This is a genomic window from Janthinobacterium sp. PC23-8, from assembly GCF_002250505.1.
Taxonomy (GTDB): Bacteria; Pseudomonadota; Gammaproteobacteria; order Burkholderiales; family Burkholderiaceae_D; genus Janthinobacterium.
In genome coordinates this window covers 632,393-633,763 of the sequence record NZ_NJGY01000004.1, presented here as the reverse complement: position 1 = coordinate 633,763, position 1,371 = coordinate 632,393, and the positions used below count along the sequence as shown (strand labels likewise).

General features: G+C 51.6%; 1 other annotated feature (running past one end of the window).

Annotation, left to right across the window (positions count from 1 at the left end):
* Positions 1–1,353: a sequence feature (mutual gap in cmsearch alignment for this rRNA model is longer than 100), on the top strand (it extends 1,722 nt beyond the left edge of the window).
* Positions 1,354–1,371: the final 18 nt, after the last annotated feature.

The following is a 1,371-nucleotide window of genomic DNA, read 5'->3' as shown; positions in this document are numbered from 1 at the left end:
GTGCATGAAGCAATCGGAAGTGGTTCCAAGAAAAGCCTCTAAGCTTCAGTCATACGAGACCGTACCGCAAACCGACACAGGTGGGCGAGATGAGTATTCTAAGGCGCTTGAGAGAACTCGGGAGAAGGAACTCGGCAAATTGGTACCGTAACTTCGGGAAAAGGTACGCCCCGGTAGCTTGACTGGTTTACTCCAGAAGGGTGAAAGGGTTGCAATAAACTGGTGGCTGCGACTGTTTAATAAAAACACAGCACTCTGCAAACACGAAAGTGGACGTATAGGGTGTGACGCCTGCCCGGTGCTGGAAGATTAAATGATGGGGTGCAAGCTCTTGATTGAAGTCCCAGTAAACGGCGGCCGTAACTATAACGGTCCTAAGGTAGCGAAATTCCTTGTCGGGTAAGTTCCGACCTGCACGAATGGCGTAACGATGGCCACACTGTCTCCTCCCGAGACTCAGCGAAGTTGAAATGTTTGTGATGATGCAATCTACCCGCGGCTAGACGGAAAGACCCCATGAACCTTTACTGTAGCTTTGCATTGGACTTTGAACCAATCTGTGTAGGATAGGTGGGAGGCTTTGAAGCGGGGACGCCAGTTCTCGTGGAGCCAACCTTGAAATACCACCCTGGTTTGTTTGAGGTTCTAACCTTGGTCCGTTATCCGGATCGGGGACAGTGCATGGTAGGCAGTTTGACTGGGGCGGTCTCCTCCTAAAGTGTAACGGAGGAGTTCGAAGGTACGCTAGATACGGTCGGACATCGTGTTGATAGTGCAATGGCATAAGCGTGCTTAACTGCGAGACTGACAAGTCGAGCAGGTACGAAAGTAGGACATAGTGATCCGGTGGTTCTGTATGGAAGGGCCATCGCTCAACGGATAAAAGGTACTCTGGGGATAACAGGCTGATTCCTCCCAAGAGTTCATATCGACGGGGGAGTTTGGCACCTCGATGTCGGCTCATCACATCCTGGGGCTGTAGCCGGTCCCAAGGGTATGGCTGTTCGCCATTTAAAGTGGTACGTGAGCTGGGTTTAAAACGTCGTGAGACAGTTTGGTCCCTATCTGCCGTGGGCGTTGGAAATTTGAAGGGGGCTGCTCCTAGTACGAGAGGACCGGAGTGGACGAACCTCTGGTGTACCGGTTGTCACGCCAGTGGCATTGCCGGGTAGCTAAGTTCGGAAGAGATAACCGCTGAAAGCATCTAAGCGGGAAACTTGCCTTGAGATGAGATTTCCCAGAGCCTTGAGCTCTTTGAAGGGTCGTTCGAGACCAGGACGTTGATAGGCTGGGTGTGGAAGTGCAGTAATGCATTAAGCTAACCAGTACTAATTGCCCGTACGGCTTGTCCCTATAACCTTAGCAGGTGCC